We start from the raw sequence: 16,480 nt of genomic DNA, 5'->3' as shown, positions 1-16,480 counted from the left end.
AATGCTGTTTGCGTTACCATGACGGGGCCGACAGCGCCGGTCAACAGCGTGAGGTGGTGCGCTTACCCGATAGCAAAAGGCCCCGCCAAGACTGGCGGGGCCTTTCGGTTTGGGGCCTTGGCTTGTTGTCAGGCGCCGAAGGTGCGCTGCCACCAGCCGCGACGCGGTGCGGACTGTTCGCCTGCCTCCGCTTCGGATGCGGCGTCTTCGGCAACCGGAGCTTCGGCGCTGACCGTTTCGGCCGGAGCAGCTTCGGAGGCGACAGCGTCGGCCTTCTTGCGGCGGGTGCGCTTGGGCTTTTCTGCCGGGACTTCAGCTTCGGCTGCAGGGGCTTCGGCGGGAGCAGCTTCAGCTTCAGGTGCAGGCGCTTCGGGAGCGGCTTCAACCTTCTTCTTGCGGGTCCGCTTGGGCTTTTCCGGCGCAGGTGCGGCGGCTTCCTCGACTGCTGGTGCAGCGACGGGAGCTTCTTCGGCTGCCGGGGCAGCTTCAGCTTCTACCGCGACGTCAGCCTTTTTCTTGCGGGTGCGCTTGGGCTTGGCCGGTGCTGCTTCTGCGGCAGGAGCGGCTTCGGCCTCGACTGGCGCTGCGACCGGTTCGGCGACGACCGGCTCGGCAACGACCGGCTCGGTAGGGGCGGGGTCTGCCGAGATTTCGGCAGGCTCGGCCTGCTCGGCACCATCTTCGGCCTGATCGCCTTCAGCGTGTTCGCCAGCGCCTTCGCCGTTCTCACGGCCACCGCGCCGACGACGACCGCGACGGCGGCGCTTGCGTGGACCACGCTCGTTGCCATCATCGCCTTCCTCGGTACGAGCGCCTTCGGTGCCTTCGGCTTCGCCGCCTTCAGCCTCTTCGCCTTCGGCATCGTCAGCTTCTTCGGCCGAGCCTTCGCTCTCGCCGTTCTCGTCGCGGCGATCGCGGTTGCGACCCCGGCGGCGCTTGCGGCGCTTGCGGCGGCCTTCGCGGTCACCTTCCTCACCATCGCGCGAGCGCTGGCGGGGCTGCTCTTCGGCTTCTTCCTCGTCGTCGAAATCCTCTTCGACCAGATCGTCCTCTTCAGGCTCGATGATCGGTTCGAAGCGGGGGACGAATTCCGGCTTGGGCCCGCGCGAGGCGACGCGCATCTTGGCGCCCTCGTTCTCGCCCTCGGGGATCACCTCGACAGCGACGCCATAGCGTTCCTCGATCTCGGCAAGATCGGTGCGCTTGGCATTGAGGACGTAGATCGCGGCTTCCTGTGACGCATAGAGCGTGACGACGTTGCCCTTGCCCTTGGCGGCTTCGTCCTCGATCATGCGCAGCGCGGAAAGACCGGCAGACGATGCGGTGCGGACGAGGCCCGAGCCATCGCAGTGCGGGCAGGCGCGTGTGGTCGCTTCGAGCACGCCGGTGCGCAGGCGCTGACGGCTCATTTCCATGAGGCCGAAGCCGGAAATGCGGCCGACCTGGATGCGGGCGCGATCGTTCTTGAGCGCGTCCTTCATCGCCTTTTCAACCTTACGGATGTTCGATCCGTATTCCATGTCGATGAAGTCGATCACGACGAGGCCGGCCATGTCACGCAGGCGGAGCTGGCGGGCGATCTCGCGCGCGGCTTCGAGGTTGGTGGCAACCGCCGTCTGCTCGATGCCGTGCTCCTTGGTGGAACGGCCCGAGTTGATGTCGATCGAAACGAGCGCCTCGGTCGGGTTGATGACGAGATAGCCGCCGCTCTTCAGCTGGACGACCGGATCGTACATCGCGGTGAGCTGGTCTTCTGCGCCGTAACGCTGGAACAGCGGCACCGGATCGGCATATGCCTTCACCCGCTTCGCGTGGCTTGGCATAAGAAGCTTCATGAAGTCCTTGGCGGCGCGATACCCATGCTCGCCCTCGACCACGACTTCCTCGATCTCGCGATTGTAGATGTCGCGGATGGCGCGCTTGATCAGGTCGGAGTCCGAATGGATCAGTGCGGGCGCGACCGAGCGCATCGTGCGTTCGCGAATCTCGTCCCACAGGCGGGCCAGATAGTCGAAGTCACGCTTGATTTCGGGCTTGGTGCGCTGGAGACCGGCGGTGCGGACGATGCAGGACATCGAGCGCGGCAGTTCCAGTTCGGAAATGATCGTCTTCAACCGCTTGCGATCGGCCGAGGAGCTGATCTTGCGGCTGATGCCGCCGCCGTGGCTCGAGTTCGGCATGAGCACGCAGTAGCGGCCGGCAAGGCTGAGGTAGGTGGTGAGGGCGGCGCCCTTGTTGCCACGCTCTTCCTTGACGACCTGGACGAGCAGCACCTGGCGGCGCTGGATCACGTCCTGGATCTTGTAGCGACGGCGCAGTGCCATGCGCTTGGCGCGCAGCTCGTCGGCTTCCTTGCCCTGCGAGCGACCGCCCTGACGGCGCCGGCCCTGACGGCCGCGACGGCGGTTGCTGTCGGCCTCTTCGCCTTCGTCCGAAGCTTCCGAGGTTTCCTCGCCTTCGTCGCCCTCTTCGCCTTCGTGGTCGAAGCCGTTTTCGACGACGCCGCCTTCGATGGTGGCGACCTGATCCTTCTCCGACGTGTCGACTTCGGTCACGCCCTCATCGGAGTCATAGCCTTCGCCATCGGCGTAGTCTTCGTCCTCGGCGTCCTCGGCGGCGCGCAGGGCGGCCTCTTCCTCGGCGTGGGCGGCCTCTTCGGCCAGGAGGGCCTCGCGGTCCTCCTTGGGGATCTGGTAGTAGTCAGGGTGGATTTCGCTGAACGCGAGGAACCCGTGGCGATTGCCGCCGAAATCGACGAACGCCGCCTGAAGCGAAGGTTCTACGCGGGTTACCTTGGCGAGGTAGATATTGCCCTTGATCTGCTTGTGATCAGCAGATTCAAAGTCGAATTCTTCAATCCGATTGCCCTTCAGCACCGCCACCCGGGTTTCTTCCTGGTGGCGCGCATCGATCAGCATGCGCGTGGTCATTACAAATACTCCAGCCGCGCCGCCGCTGGATTGCCTCTGGGGCTACCAATGCGTTTCTGGCGCGGTTCGTTTGGGATGCACGAATGGCAGTTGCACGGATCGCTCCGTTGCCAATGCCATTCGCGAATGCGGGTTTGCCGGATCGGAGCGTTGCGGCGCGCAGCGTATCGACTGCCTTGCCCTGTCGCTCGCCGCCCGGCGGCGGTTGGTTTGTGTCTGCTGTGAAGACAACTCGCGGCGAAGTGCGCGTGCCGGCAAGCGTCCAAGCCGCGACCGCCCCGGTGGGGCAGCTAGGCAGGAACGAAACGCGGCTCATCATCACGGCATCAACCTTGTCGCGTGGAGGAGGGCGCTTGCGCTTCTTTCTCTCCACGTTGGCGGGATCTTCACCAGCGGGCTTTCCCTCGCCCACCGCGGCGCAAATGTGCGCTTTCCGGCGGTTTCGGCGTGGATGCGCCGGTGCTGGCTTGCCCCGGTAGATGGGTGCTAGCACCCCAATTGCAAACCGGCAATTAAAACAATGCCGGGAACGACCCGTTAACCATGCGCGCCATTTCGGTCTGGACCGGCGGGGGTGGGGCGGGGCATAGACCGGAGAAGATGGAGAACAAGGGGGTCCTGATCGCGGTCTTTGCCGCGCCGGTTGCGGCGGCGGCGCTGATGTGGGCGGCGTTTTCATCGGGTCTTGCCGTGATCGAACCTCGTTCGGTGCTGCGGCTGGACATGCCGCCGAGCGGAGGGCGCGTCGGGCTTCCGCCGGTTGAAGGGCCGGCCGATGTCAGCCGGCCTCTGGTGGTGATCGACGCCGGGCATGGCGGCCATGATCCCGGCGCGAGCGGTTTGGCGGGAGAGCGTGAAAAGGACCTGACGCTGTTGCTGGCGCAATCCCTGCGCGATGCCCTGCTGGCCGAGGGCAAGGTGCGGGTGGCGATGACGCGGAACTCGGACCGGTTTCTGGTGCTGGAAGAGCGCGCCGACATCGCGCACCGCCTTGCCGCAGACCTGTTCATATCGGTCCATGCCGACGCTGCGCAGAATGACTCGGCGCAAGGGGCGACGGTCTACACGCTTTCGGACAAGGCATCGGACGGCGTTGCCGAGGCGCTGGCGGCGCGGGAGAACAAGGCTGATACCGTCAACGGCGTGAACCTCGACGGGCAGGGGGCGCAAGTATCCTCGATCCTTGTCGATCTGGCGCGGCGGGAAATGCGGGGACGGTCGTTGCGGTTCGGGCAACTGGTCGTCAGGGAAGGACAGGACACGGTGCGCTTTCACCAGACGCCGCAACGCGAGGCGGCGTTTGTTGTCCTGAAGTCGTTGGACCTGCCATCAGCCCTGATCGAAGCAGGCTATATCAGCAACGTGGACGATGCCCAGAAAATGCTCGATCCGGCGTGGCGGCGGGTCTTTGCCGGTTCGGTAGCGCGCGCGATCGCGATTTTCCTTGCCGAGGGCCAGGCCGGTACTTCTCAGGCTAACGTGCCTCAGGCGGGCACATCTGAGGGTCCTGCGACGCGCTGAGCGGATTGGCGGCAGGTTGGCTCTGGCTTGGCAGGGCGCGAGCGTGCTAGAGGCCCTGCAACATGGCCGAAGAGACGTCCCAGCAATCCCGGTTCAAGCTCATCCGCGACGAAGGTCGTGCACGGTGGGGCAACCTTTCCAGGTGGTATCGCGCAAAGTGGGGCGACAGCCGCCGCTTCCGCTTCCTCAACTACGCCATTGGCGCGATTCTGGTTGGCTGGTTCGTGCTGTGGGCGGCGGTGATCCGCACGATGCCTTCGGCCGACATGCTCCTGACCTATCAGCCGCCGCTGCCGACGATGGTGCGCGGCAACGATGGCGAGATCGTATCGAGCTATGCGCGCGAGCGCCGCGTGCAGCTGCGCTTCGTCGATTTTCCCGAGCCGCTGATCAATGCGTTCCTTTCCGCCGAGGACAAGACGTTCTGGACCCATGGCGGCATCGACTACCTCGGCTTTGCCGGGGCGGTGGTCGATTATGCGAGGAAGGCTGGCTCGGACGAGCGGGCCAAGGGTGGTTCGACCATCACGCAGCAGGTGGCGAAGAACATCCTGCTGGGCGACGAATACTCGATCACCCGCAAGCTCAAGGAAATGGTGCTGGCGCGGCGGATCGAGGGCGTGCTGACCAAGCAGCAGATCCTCGAACTCTATCTCAACGAAATTCCGCTGGGGCGGCAGAGCTTTGGCGTCCAGGCGGCGGCGCGGGCCTATTTCGACAAGGATGTGGGCGACCTGCAGCTGCATGAGGCGGCGTTCCTCGCGATCCTGCCCAAGGCACCGGAGCGCTATGGCCGGGCCAAGTTCGAGGACAAGGCAATCGAACGGCGCAACTGGGTGCTCGACCAGATGGTCAAGAACGGTTGGGCGACGCCGCAGCAGGCTGCCGCCGCGCAAGCCATGCCGCTGGGGCTCAAGCCGCGTCGCGCCGAGAATTACACAGCCGATGCGGGCTATTTCCTTGAAGAAGTGCGCCGCCAGCTGATCGAGAAGTTCGGCGAGAAGGCCGAGGATGGTCCGCACAGCGTCTATGCCGGTGGCTTGTGGGTGCGCACGTCGCTCGATACGCAATTGCAGACAGCTTCGCAGAATGCGCTGCGCTCGGCGCTTCTGCGCTATTCGGGCGGGCGGGCGTGGCATGGGCCGATTGCGCGGATCGATGTCGACGGCGATCGCTGGCAGACCGAGCTGATCACCAGCAATATTGCGATCAACTATCAGAACTGGCGGATCGGCGTGCTGCTGTCGCGCAGTGGTTCTTCGGGCAAGGTCGGTTTCTCCGATGGCAAGACTGCGAGCCTGATCGGGCTGCCGGACAGCATCAAGCCGGGTGACGTGACGGCGGTGGCACCCGTCAACGGCTCGACTTACGCGGTGCGTACCGTGCCCGAGGTTTCGGGCGGGATGGTGGTGGAGGACCCGCAGAACGGGCGCGTTCTGGCGATGCAGGGCGGGTTCGACGCGCGGCTCGGCTCGTTCAACCGCGCGACGCAGGCCAACCGCCAGCCGGGCTCGACAATCAAGCCGTTCGTCTATGCCACTGCGCTGGACAACGGGATGACGCCGGCCTCGATGGTCGTCGATGGCACGTTCTGCGTCTATCAGGGCGCGGCACTGGGCGAGAAGTGCTTCCGCAACTTCGGCAACGAGGGCGGATCGGGCAGCCACACCATGCGCTGGGGGCTTGAACAATCGCGCAACCTGATGACGGTGCGCGTGGCCAACGACGTGGGCATGGACAAGGTCGTGCGCACGATCCGGAATGTCGGGATCGGCGAGTACGAGCCCTATCTGTCGATGGCGCTGGGTGCGGGTGACACGACGGTGATCAAGATGGTCAACGCCTATGCGGCGCTGGCCAACCAGGGACGCCAGCACAATCCGAGCCTGATCGACTACGTTCAGGACCGCAACGGCAAGGTGATCTGGCGCGCCGACAACCGCCGCTGCGACAACTGCGCGATGCCGCAGTGGGACGGCAAGCCGATGCCGCGCTTCAAGCCGACCGGCAAGCAGGTGATGGATGCACGCACGGCCTATCAGGTGGTGCACATGCTCGAAGGCGTGGTGGTGCGGGGCACGGCCGTGACTCTGCGCGACCTGAACCTGCCGCTGTTCGGCAAGACGGGGACGACATCGGGCCCGACCAACGTGTGGTTCGTTGGCGGATCGCCGGACATCATCGCGGGCGTCTATATCGGTTACGACCAGCCGCGCAGCCTGGGTGGCTATGCGCAGGGCGGGCGCATTGCCGCGCCGGTGTTCAAGCAACTGGTACAGGAGACGCGCACGCGCTGGAAGGACGTGCCCTTCGCGGTTCCCGAGGGCGTGCGCATGGTCAAGATCGATCGCGTTTCAGGCAAGCGCGTGTTCGGTGGAACGCCCGAGAATGACGTGGCCAAGGCTTCGGTGATCTGGGAAGCGTTCAAACCCGACACCGAACCGCGGCGCACGGCGCGCGAAGGCGAAGTCAGTGCCAAGCAGGCGGTGATCGACGCCTTGCGCAAGGCGCGTGCCGCACGCGGCATCCCCGAAGGTGGCGCCGAGGAAGCGCCGGTCGAGCAGGACTTCCTGGAGGAACAGGGCGGGATCTACTGATCGTTGTGCGGCCTGTCCTCAAAGGCATTGGCTAGTTCGGAGAAGCTCTGTTAGCCTCCCTGCCATGACGATCCGCACCCTTGCCGCTGCCGCCGCAGCCATCGCCCTTTCCGTTTCCGCCCCGGCCTTTGCCGAATTGCCGACCGGTGCGCGCGCGCCGGATTTCGCAGCGTCAGGAGCGCTGGCGGGCAAGCCGTTCTCGTTCAAGCTGCAGCAGGCGCTGAAGAAGGGGCCGGTTGTGCTGTACTTCTACCCCAAGGCCTTCACGCAAGGTTGCACGCTGGAGGCCCACGCCTTTGCCGAAGCGACGGCGCAGTTCAAGGCGGCAGGCGCCACGGTCATCGGCATGTCGAACGACGACGTGGCGACGCTGCAGAAGTTCTCGACCGAGGCTTGCCGCGACAAGTTCGCGGTGGCCAGCGCCAGTCCCGCCGTGATCAAGGCTTACGATGTGGACCTGCGCAAGCCCGATGGCTCGTCGACCGGGCTGACCAAGCGCACCAGCTATGTCATTGCCCGCAACGGCAAGATCGTGATGGTTCATTCCGACATGGACTATCGCGACCACGTGAAGATGACGCTGGCCGCGGTGCGCAAGCTCAAGGGCTGAACGCGCACCCTGCTTAACCACTCGGCTTTTCACGCTTGGGCTTTACATGCCTGCCCGCTTCGCTAAGCGGCGCAGTTCGTTCTTGTTCGAATTGACCGGAGTTCAGCCCCATGCGTGCCGAAGGGCAGGCCCATATCGACCGCATCAACGCCGCGCTGGCGCTGGTGCGCAAGTTCCTCGACTGGGATCGCGCCGTGCGCCGTCTCGACGAGTTGAACGCCCGCGTCGAGGACCCGAAGCTGTGGGATGATCCCAAGAAAGCCGAAGAGGTGATGCGCGAGCGTCGGCGCCTCGAGGCGTCGGTCGGGACGGTGAACGAGATCGGGCAGGAAATGGCCGATGCCATCGAATTCATCGAGCTCGGCGAGATGGAAGACGACGAGGCCACGGTGAACGAAGGTCTTGCCACGCTGGCCGCGCTGGCCGACCGCGCCGACAACGACAAGGTTCAGGCCCTGTTGGCAGGCGAGGCCGACGCCAACAACTGCTTCCTCGAAGTTCACGCCGGCGCGGGCGGCACGGAAAGCCAGGACTGGGCGGAAATGCTGCAGCGCATGTACACGCGCTGGGCCGAGCGCCACGGGTACAAGGTCGATCTGGTCGATTACCACGCCGGCGAAGCGGCGGGCATCAAGTCTGCCACGCTGCTGATCAAGGGCGAAAACGCTTACGGCTATGCCAAGACCGAGAGCGGCGTGCACCGTCTGGTGCGCATCAGCCCCTATGACAGCTCAGCGCGGCGGCACACCTCGTTCAGCTCGGTCTGGGTCTATCCGGAGATCGACGACAACATCGAGGTCGAGATCAATCCGGCCGACCTGAAGATCGATACGTACCGTGCTTCGGGCGCGGGCGGGCAGCACGTCAATACCACGGACTCGGCAGTGCGCATCACCCACGTTCCGACCGGGATCATTGTTGCCAGCCAGAACGACCGCAGCCAGCACAAGAACCGTGCGACCGCTATGGGCATGCTGAAGGCGCGCATCTACGAGGCCGAACTGGCCAAGCGCGAGGCGGCGGCCAGCGGCGAATATGCCGCAAAGACCGAGATCGGCTGGGGCCACCAGATTCGCTCCTACGTGCTGCAGCCGTACCAGCAGGTGAAAGACCTGCGCACCGGCGTGGTCTCCACGAACCCGACCGAAGTGCTCGATGGCGCGCTCGATCCATTCATGGCGGCGGCGCTTTCGCAGAAGGTCACCGGCGAGAAGGTGACCGTGGAGGACGACGATTGATGCGGCGGGCTTCGGCCCATTGTTCAGTCGCTTTCGCCGTTCTGGCATTGCTGGCGCTTGGCGCTTGCAAGCCGCAGGTGGACGACAAGCGCCCTGAGACTGCGCGCGAGTTTCCGACCGCCGACCGTCCCGTCTCCGGCGTGGTCAGCAATGCCTTTTCCAACGAGCAGGAACGTGACCGCCTGGGCGAGGCGGACATGGTGATGAACCTTGCCGGGATAAAGCCCGGCATGAGCGTGGCCGACATCGGCGCAGGCGAGGGGTACTATACCGTTCGTCTTGCCGAGCGCGTCGGGGACAAGGGACGTGTGCTGGCGCAGGACATTGACGGCGATGCCTTGCGGCGGCTGGGATCGCGTGTGGAGCATGACCGGCTCGACAACGTCTCGATCAAGCCGGGCGGTGTTGACGATCCGCGCCTGCCCGAGCGCAGCTTCGACCGCGTGCTGCTGATCCACATGTACCACGAGGTGACCGAGCCTTACGCCTTCGCGTGGCGGATGTGGCCATCACTGAAGGCCGGAGGCAAGATCGTGGTGGTCGACCTCGATCGTTCGACGGATCGCCACGGCATTCCGCCGGCGCTGCTGATCTGCGAACTGGAAGCCGTGGGCTTTCGCTTGGATGAATTTCACCGTAAACCAGAGATTGCGGGATATTATGCCCAGTTCGTCGCGGCGAAGAGCCGTCCTGAGCCGGGCGAGATAAAGCCGTGCCGTCTGAAGACGGCCAAGGGTGCGAGCGCGACAAGCGCGTTGAAAGGAAATTGATGTCTGCGTTCAAGGGGTTGAAGCCGATTCTCTACGGTGGCCGCGAGGTTTGGCCACTGGTTGAGGGCGGCAAGGGTGTTGCGGCAACCAATCACATGAGTTCGGGCGCGTGGGCTGCTGCCGGGGGGATCGGCACGGTCAGCGCGGTCAATGCCGACAGCTACGATGCCGAAGGCAAGATAATTCCACAGGTTTATAACGCCCTCACCCGCAAGGAGCGCCACGAAGAGCTGATGCGCTATGCCATCGATGGCGCAGTCGAGCAGGTGAAGCGCGCGCACGACATTTCGGGCGGCAAGGGCGCCATCAACATCAACGTGCTGTGGGAAATGGGCGGGGCGCAGCCGATTCTGGAAGCGGTGCTGGAGAAGACGCCCGGTCTGGTGACCGGCGTGACCTGCGGCGCCGGAATGCCCTACAAGCTTTCCGAGATCGCCGCGCGCTTCAACGTGTATTATCTGCCAATCGTTTCGTCAGGCCGCGCGTTCCGTGCTCTGTGGAAGCGGGCCTACCACAAGGTCCCGCAGTTGCTGGGCGCCGTGGTTTACGAAGACCCCTGGCTGGCAGGCGGCCACAACGGGCTTTCCAACGCAGAAGATCCGCGCAAGCCGGAAGACCCGTTCCCGCGGGTGAAGGCACTTCGCGATGTCATGCGGGCAGAAGGCATCGCGGACTCGGTGCCGATCGTGATGGCCGGTGGCGTATGGTTCCTGCGCGAATGGAACGACTGGATCGACAATCCTGAACTGGGCGCGATTGCCTTCCAGTTCGGCACGCGCCCACTGCTGACCGAGGAAAGCCCGATCCCCCAGGGCTGGAAGGACCACCTGCGCACGCTTGAGCCGGGTGACGTGCTGCTGCACCGCTTCTCGCCCACGGGCTTCTATTCCTCGGCCGTGCGCAATCCTTTCCTGCGCTCGCTCGAAGCGCGGTCCGAGCGCCAGATTCCGTACTCGCGGGTCGAAGCGGGCGAGCATACCGCTCAGCTTGACGTTGGTGTGCGCGGCAAGAATTTCTGGGTGACGCCGAACGACCTTGCTCGCGCGCGCGAATGGCATGGCGCGGGGTTTGTCCATGCGCTGCGCACGCCGGATGACACGATGGTGTTCGTGACGCCGGAAGAGCGCGACGAGATCCAGCAGGACCAGAAGGACTGCATGGGGTGCCTTTCGCACTGCGGTTTCTCGTCGTGGAAGGACCATGACGATTACACCACCGGGCGCCTCGCCGATCCGCGCAGCTTCTGCATCCAGAAAACGCTGCAGGACATCGCGCACGGCGGCGACATCGACAAGAACCTGATGTTTGCAGGCCATGCCGCCTATCGCTTCAAGCAGGACCCGTTCTATTCGAACAACTTCACCCCGACGGTGAAGCAACTGGTCGACCGTATCCTTACCGGGGACTGACCGTTTCCGGCCAACGGGGCGTCCCGCGCTTTGCCGGCGCGGCGCTCCGGTCAGGCCGGGGTGCTGGATGTGCTGGCAGCGGGTAGATGCCCCTTGTCGGCCTTGCGGAATTCTAGATCCAGGAATCGTTCGAGCACGAACATCTTGACTGCGAAGCGGGCTTCGATCGGCGAAAGGTCGGGCTGCCTTGCCGCGATGCGCGCGAAATGGTGACGCGCTTCGACGATGGGCATGCCGTCGGGCAGCGCTGCCTTGACCTCGGTGACCAGTTGGCGAGCCGCTGCAATTTTTTCGAGAGCCTGCTGTTCGGTCAATTCGCCTGCGCGCGCCCTTTGCTGGACCCTGCAGAAGAATTTTGAACAGACAGATGGGCGCCATTGCTCGTAGCGGGTGCAACAGGCGCCATCGAGATAGTGGCAGGCAAATACGAACGTGGGATGGCCTTGCGCATTGCGCGAAGTTGTCAGGCCGATGCTTTCGACATCGCTGATTTCGTCTTCGCGGATCTTGGCATCCTCATAGAGGGTGCCGTCACAACACAGGCCACATGCCAGGCAAAGCCTGCTTTCCAGCGTGAGATCAGGTGCGGCGGCAGACATTCCTGCAGGAATACAGGCGACGTCGGGGTGGCGCCACTTGTCGGAAGGCAAGCGCAGCGGGGAAATTAGTCACAAAGCCGGGATAACTTTCGGCAGGAATCGGCCGCAAGTTCAACTTTGCGAGGCAGCGCCATGCTGGGACGCCTGCCGCTGTTCCGCGCCGCGAAGATGTGCACTTTTGGCTCCTCTGAACTCGCTGTCGAGAAAGCGTTCCAGCACGAACATCTTGACCAGGAAGGTGGCTTCATCGGGCGCAAGATCGGGCTGCTTTGCAGCGAGATCCTTGAAGAGCCGCCGCGCTTGCGAGATTGGCACTCCGGGGGCAGCAAGGCCTTGATTTCATCGGTCATCTGCCTGGCCCGGGCAATCATGCTGAACGCTTTTTCCTCGGCGAGTTCGTGCTTGCGAACGCGCTTCTGGACCTGACAGTAGTAGTCGCCGCAGACCGACGGTCGCCAGGACTGGTAGCGCGTGCAGGCCGTGCCATCGAGATAGTGGCACCCTAGCCGGAATGCCGGCTCATCATAGGTCGTGCGGAAGGTTTGCAGACCGATCGCGGCCGTGTCCTCGACCTCGGATTCCTCGATCAGGGCAAAGCCGAAGACCGTGCCGTCGCAGCAAAGGCCACAAGCGAGGCAGAGCTTGCTTGCGATGGAGAGTTCGTCAGTTTCGGCCATTTGTCGGGATGATACCGGCGGCAAAGCAGCCTTGCTATCTACCGAAGGTCATGAGCCTCAGGAAATTTTAGCTAGGGACAGTTATAACCAAGGTTAGTGATTGGCGGCTTGCAGCAGGCTAGGCGGCGTGGACAAATTCCACAGCGCCACGGCTGGAGGCAAAAACCGCCAGTTCAAGGAGGCGAGGAAGCGCAATATCGGGAATATTGTGCGACGAGCCGACGCCGAAATGGCGGTTTTTGGTCCAGCCCCGCAGGGGTTGCCCTGTAAAAGGCCTTGGCAGCGTTGCTCGGCCTTGAAAGAGGCCCACTCTTCCTGCGCCCTCGCGCCTCGCCAAGGCCTTTTACAGGGCAACCGTGGCGTTGTGGAATTTGTCCACGCCGCCTAGGCCGCCGCCTGACCTGACGACCTTTGAAGAAACATCGCCTTGCGAGAATCCCGGAAGTAGCGGTCGAGCAGGAGGTCGAAGGCTGTCAGTTTAAGCAGGAAGGCCGTTTCGACCGCCGTGCGCTCGGGCTTGGCGGCGATGTGTGCGCGGCGATCGCGTGCGGCGTTGAGCGTTTCCCCTGCGATCAGGAATGGCTGCAACTGCTCACGCGCCTTCAGCATTTCGTCCACGCGCCGAAAGGCCTCGGCACTCTCGATCTCGCTGGCGCGCATGGCCTTCAATGTCTTGCAACGGAAGGTGCGGCAGGTTTCGGGGCGCATCGCATAGATCTGGCAGCTCTGGCAAACAGAGTGCGGGCAGGGCTGAAAGAAGATCGCATCGGTTTCGCGCGATTGCATGGCGAAGCGATGGCCAAGTGCCTGCTCCTCGTCGCGGGTTACTTCGACATGGGTGAACAAGGTGCCGTCGCAGCATGCCGCGCAGCCCGTGCACAGATCCTGTTCGAGCAGGGGCGGGGCGTCGGCCTCAGGTACGGTCATGGCACCTGATTATGGCTGTGCGCTGGCCGGTGCAAGGCGCGACTTGACGAAGCCGCGCCTTGCCTGCGTTCGATCAGTCGAATTCCCAGGCGCGTTCGCCGTGGCTGGTGATGTCGAGGCCTTCGCGTTCCTCGTCTTCGCTGACGCGCATGGGGATGACCATGGAAACCATCAGCGAGCAGACGACGGTGGCGATGCCGCTCCAGATTGCCACGATGCCGACGCCGGCAACCTGGGCCACGATCTGGCGGCCCAGTGTCATGCCCTCGGCAAAGCCAGTCCCGCCGAACGAAGGCGAGATGAACACGGCCAGCAGCAGAGACCCGATCATGCCACCAACACCATGGACGGCGAAGACGTCGAGCGAGTCGTCGATCTGGAGCCGCTGCTTGACCAGCTGGATCATCGGATAGCAGACGGCCGCAGCGACTATGCCGAACAGCATGGCAGAACCCGGGGCGATGAACCCGGCGGCAGGCGTTACGGTGGCGAGGCCGGCGATGGCGCCGGTGGCAAAGCCGACCGAGGTGGCCTTGCCGACGCTGAGCTTTTCGATGCCGATCCAGACGAGCGCGGCGACGCAGGCGGCAAGGTGAGTGTTGATGATCGCCGAGGCGGCATCGTCATTGGCGGCGAGGGCCGAGCCTCCGTTGAAGCCGAACCAGCCGACCCAGAGCAGGGCGGCACCGGCCATGGTGAGGGCAGGGCTGTGTGGCAGCATCAGCGTCTTGGGAAAACCGGCGCGCTTGCCAAGCAACATCGCTACGATCAGCGCCGATACGCCTGCGGTGGTGTGGACGACGATCCCGCCGGCGAAATCCAGCGTGCCGAAGCGGGTTGCCAGCCAACCGCCGCCCCAGATCCAGTGCGCTACCGGTGCGTAGACCAGAAGGCTCCACAACGCGGTGAAGGCGACGACCCAACCGAAGCGCGCGCGATCGACCCATGCGCCGACCATCAGGGCGGGCGTGATCAGCGCGAAGCACATCTGGAACAGGGCAAAGGCGCTTTCCGGGATCGCGGTATTGGCGCGGACGTTGCCGAGGTTCAGGAGCATCCAGGCGTTGCCTGCGCCGAGCCAGCCGCCCGACACGTCGCCAAAGGCCAGGGTGTAGCCGACCATCACCCAAAGCACCGAGGCGACTGCCGCAATTGCACCCACCTGCACGAGCACGGCAAGGAAGCCCTTGGCGCGGACGAGACCGCCGTAGAACAGCGTCAGGCCCGGCATCGCCATCATCAGCACGAAGGCTGAAGACACCAGAATCCAGGCGGTGTCTCCGGTATCGGCCACATCCTCGACGCTGATGGCGCCTTGGGCATGGGCCAGTGCGGGCAGCAGAATCGCTCCTGCGGCGCAGGCCATCGCCAGTAGTTTACGCATGCGTGACTCTCCCCCTCGCGCAGTGGTGCTGCGCCAGATCCTCTCCGCGCGCGGCTTTAGAGCAACATTGCGGCAGCGCACAAGCGCGCCGACAACCGTTTGTTGTGCGAAACGCGACGAACGGTTCCAGTTTCGGACAGTGGCTTGGCGTTAAACGAGGCCTTCGAGCACCTGGTCTGGCGGGCGATGACCATCCGCCCAGAAGCGGATGTTGGCGATGACCTTGTCGCCCGAAGCAATGCGGCCCTCGAACGTGGCGCTGCCCATGTGCGGCAGGATCGCCACATTGTGATGGGCCAGCAAGCGCGCATCGACCTGGGGTTCGTGTTCGAACACGTCGAGCCCGGCGCCGCCGATGCGGCCATCGACCAAGGCTGCAATGAGGGCCTCTTCCTCGATCAACTGGCCGCGCGCAGTGTTCACGATGTAGGCGTGCGGTTTCATCAGGCCGATGCGTCGCGCGTCGATCATGTGATGCGTTTCCGGCGTGGCCGGGCAATGCAGCGTCAGAATGTCCGCCTCGGCGACCAGCCTGTCGAGATCGGGTTCGAAATTTGCGCCGAACATCGTCTCGAGCGCTTCGGGCAGGCGGTGGCGGCTGTTGTACAGGACATTGAGCCCGAAAGCCCTTGCCCGATGCGCGACGGCCTGGCCGATGCGCCCCATGCCGATGATGCCCAGCGTCTTTCCGGCGAGGCGGTGGCCCAGCATCGTGGATGGTGCCCAGCCTTCCCATTTCCCGGCGCGCAGGGTGCGGCCACCATAGTTCAAGCGGCGGGCGACCGAGATGATCAGGGCGATCGTCATGTCCGCAGTGTCGTCGGTGAATACGCCGGGCGTGTTGGTGACGATGATCTTGCGGGCGCGCGCGGCGGCAAGGTCAATATGTTCGGTGCCCGCACCGAAGTTGGCGATCAAACCAAGTTGCGGACCAGCTTCGGCGATCATCGCCGCATCGATCCGATCCGTTACCGTGGGGACGAGGACATGGGCCGATTGCATCGCCGCGACAAGCTGGTCACGCGACATGGCGCGGTCTTCAGCGTTCAGGGAGACGTCGAAAAGCTCTGCCATCCGCGCTTCCGTTTCCGGGAGCAGGCGGCGGGTGACGGCGACGCGCGGGGTGCCATCGACACGGCGGGTCGGGCGATAGTCGGCGGAACTCGGCATGGCTGCAAAGCTAGGCCGGGGTGGGGCAGCGGTCAAGCGCGGGAAGGCCCTGCCATCGTGGACAGAGCGCTGTGCGGTGTTGCTCTTGCCGGTCATTTTTGCGACGGCTGGGACATGATCAAGAGCTACAGTCGTGCCCCTGCTGCCATCCTTGCGTCAGTCGCCTGCGCCCTGCTTGCGCCGACAGCCGTTGCGCAGGACGCAGACGCGGGCGTGCCGTACTGGGTATCGACCCGCAAGGACACTGCGAACATGCGCGTGGGCCCGGGTCGGGAATATCGGATCAACTGGACCTACACCCGCAAGGGCGTGCCCATGAAAGTGTTGCGCGTGATGGGGGGCTGGCGTCTGGTCGAGGATCCCGATGGCGCGCGGGGCTGGATGCTGGCGCAGTTCCTGAGCAGGGACCAGACCGGTATCGTCAAGGGCTCGATCACCGGCCTGCGCGAAAACAAGGACGGATCAGGGCGTCTGCTCTGGCGCGTGGCCCCCGGAGTCATGGGCAAGATCGGCGATTGCAAGGCCGGCTGGTGCAGCTTCGACGTTGACGGTCGCAAAGGCTTTATCAAGGCGACGGCGGTGTGGGGGGCGGGCAAGCCCTGACGGCGATGGCCGGTTCGTGATGCGAAAAGACCCCGGCCTTGCGGT

General features: G+C 64.3%; 13 protein-coding genes. 7 read left to right on the top strand and 6 right to left on the bottom strand.

The window, feature by feature from the left end:
• Positions 1-128 precede the first annotated feature (128 nt).
• Positions 129-2,930, bottom strand: a complete 2,802-nt coding sequence (locus C7W88_RS14580; RefSeq protein ID WP_118074089.1) for a ribonuclease E/G — start codon at positions 2,928-2,930, stop codon at positions 129-131.
• Between the two features lie 543 nt (positions 2,931-3,473).
• Here C7W88_RS14580 and C7W88_RS14575 point away from each other — a divergent pair.
• The 6 genes from C7W88_RS14575 to C7W88_RS14550 all read left to right on the top strand — a co-directional run bounded on the left by C7W88_RS14575 (position 3,474) and on the right by C7W88_RS14550 (position 11,075).
• Entirely contained in the window at positions 3,474-4,451 is a 978-nt protein-coding gene (locus C7W88_RS14575) for an N-acetylmuramoyl-L-alanine amidase (protein WP_118074088.1), read from the top strand.
• A gap of 62 nt (positions 4,452-4,513) precedes the next feature.
• On the top strand, positions 4,514-7,048 hold the full coding sequence (locus C7W88_RS14570; protein ID WP_118074087.1) for a penicillin-binding protein 1A: 2,535 nt from the start codon (positions 4,514-4,516) through the stop codon (positions 7,046-7,048).
• Between the two features lie 64 nt (positions 7,049-7,112).
• Positions 7,113-7,658 (top strand): peroxiredoxin, encoded by a 546-nt coding sequence (locus tag C7W88_RS14565; RefSeq protein ID WP_118074086.1) that lies wholly within the window; start codon positions 7,113-7,115, stop codon positions 7,656-7,658.
• A 110-nt stretch (positions 7,659-7,768) separates the two neighbouring features.
• The gene (gene prfB / locus C7W88_RS14560; RefSeq protein WP_118074085.1) at positions 7,769-8,896 is read left to right on the top strand and encodes a peptide chain release factor 2; all 1,128 of its coding nucleotides are present in this window, start codon (positions 7,769-7,771) and stop codon (positions 8,894-8,896) included.
• Positions 8,896-9,666, top strand: coding sequence for a class I SAM-dependent methyltransferase (locus C7W88_RS14555; protein WP_118074084.1), 771 nt, complete (start codon positions 8,896-8,898; stop codon positions 9,664-9,666). The genes prfB and C7W88_RS14555 overlap by 1 nt, the downstream gene beginning before the upstream one ends.
• Positions 9,666-11,075 (top strand): nitronate monooxygenase family protein, encoded by a 1,410-nt coding sequence (locus C7W88_RS14550; protein WP_118074083.1) that lies wholly within the window; start codon positions 9,666-9,668, stop codon positions 11,073-11,075. Before C7W88_RS14555 ends, C7W88_RS14550 begins: the two co-directional genes overlap by 1 nt.
• Before the next feature lie 50 nt (positions 11,076-11,125).
• Here the strand turns inward: C7W88_RS14550 and C7W88_RS14545 are convergent, their stop codons facing one another.
• From C7W88_RS14545 to C7W88_RS14525, 5 genes are all read right to left on the bottom strand, one after another.
• The gene (locus tag C7W88_RS14545; protein WP_118074082.1) at positions 11,126-11,674 is read right to left on the bottom strand and encodes a YkgJ family cysteine cluster protein; all 549 of its coding nucleotides are present in this window, start codon (positions 11,672-11,674) and stop codon (positions 11,126-11,128) included.
• A gap of 65 nt (positions 11,675-11,739) precedes the next feature.
• Entirely contained in the window at positions 11,740-12,351 is a 612-nt protein-coding gene (locus C7W88_RS14540; protein WP_118074081.1) for a YkgJ family cysteine cluster protein, read from the bottom strand.
• A gap of 384 nt (positions 12,352-12,735) precedes the next feature.
• Positions 12,736-13,278, bottom strand: coding sequence for a YkgJ family cysteine cluster protein (locus C7W88_RS14535; RefSeq protein ID WP_118074080.1), 543 nt, complete (start codon positions 13,276-13,278; stop codon positions 12,736-12,738).
• A gap of 73 nt (positions 13,279-13,351) precedes the next feature.
• Positions 13,352-14,662 carry an ammonium transporter gene (locus tag C7W88_RS14530; RefSeq protein ID WP_118074079.1) on the bottom strand — a complete coding sequence of 437 codons (1,311 nt, stop codon included), beginning with the start codon at positions 14,660-14,662 and terminating at the stop codon, positions 13,352-13,354.
• A 150-nt stretch (positions 14,663-14,812) separates the two neighbouring features.
• Positions 14,813-15,832, bottom strand: coding sequence for a D-glycerate dehydrogenase (locus tag C7W88_RS14525; RefSeq protein WP_118074078.1), 1,020 nt, complete (start codon positions 15,830-15,832; stop codon positions 14,813-14,815).
• A gap of 114 nt (positions 15,833-15,946) precedes the next feature.
• Here C7W88_RS14525 and C7W88_RS14520 point away from each other — a divergent pair, with 114 nt between their 5' ends.
• On the top strand, positions 15,947-16,435 hold the full coding sequence (locus tag C7W88_RS14520; protein ID WP_118074077.1) for an SH3 domain-containing protein: 489 nt from the start codon (positions 15,947-15,949) through the stop codon (positions 16,433-16,435).
• Positions 16,436-16,480: the final 45 nt, after the last annotated feature.

Origin of the sequence: Novosphingobium sp. THN1 (genome assembly GCF_003454795.1) — a bacterium.
In the GTDB taxonomy this organism is placed as follows: Bacteria; Pseudomonadota; Alphaproteobacteria; order Sphingomonadales; family Sphingomonadaceae; genus Novosphingobium.
This window is presented reverse-complemented; position numbering and strand designations above follow the sequence as displayed.